We start from the raw sequence: 278 nt of genomic DNA on the forward strand, positions 1-278 counted from the left end.
GAAAGTGACGGCGAAAATCCATGAGGTTGCCGGGAAAACGCCGCGCGCCTGGGTGTGGCCCTACGGCGCCGCCAGCGGCAGCACCCTGACCATCGCCAAACAGCAAGGGTATCAGCTGGCGTTTACGCTGAACGACGGCTTGGGCAACGTGAAGGATCTGGACAATATTCCACGCCTGCTGATCGCCGGTAACCCGTCGCTCAAGGCCTTTGCCAGCGCCGTGACCCAAATTCAGGAAGCCGATCCTGTTCGGGTGATGCATGTGGATCTGGACTATG

Annotated in this window: 1 pseudogene; it reads left to right on the forward strand. The window is 60.1% G+C overall.

The annotated features are described in order from the left end of the window. Positions 1-278: pseudogene (pgaB, locus tag ACSIPU_RS31285) on the forward strand (poly-beta-1,6-N-acetyl-D-glucosamine N-deacetylase PgaB); the annotation flags it as partial.

Source organism: Klebsiella sp. HN106 (assembly GCF_051209435.1).
In the GTDB taxonomy this organism is placed as follows: domain Bacteria; phylum Pseudomonadota; class Gammaproteobacteria; order Enterobacterales; family Enterobacteriaceae; genus Klebsiella; species Klebsiella oxytoca.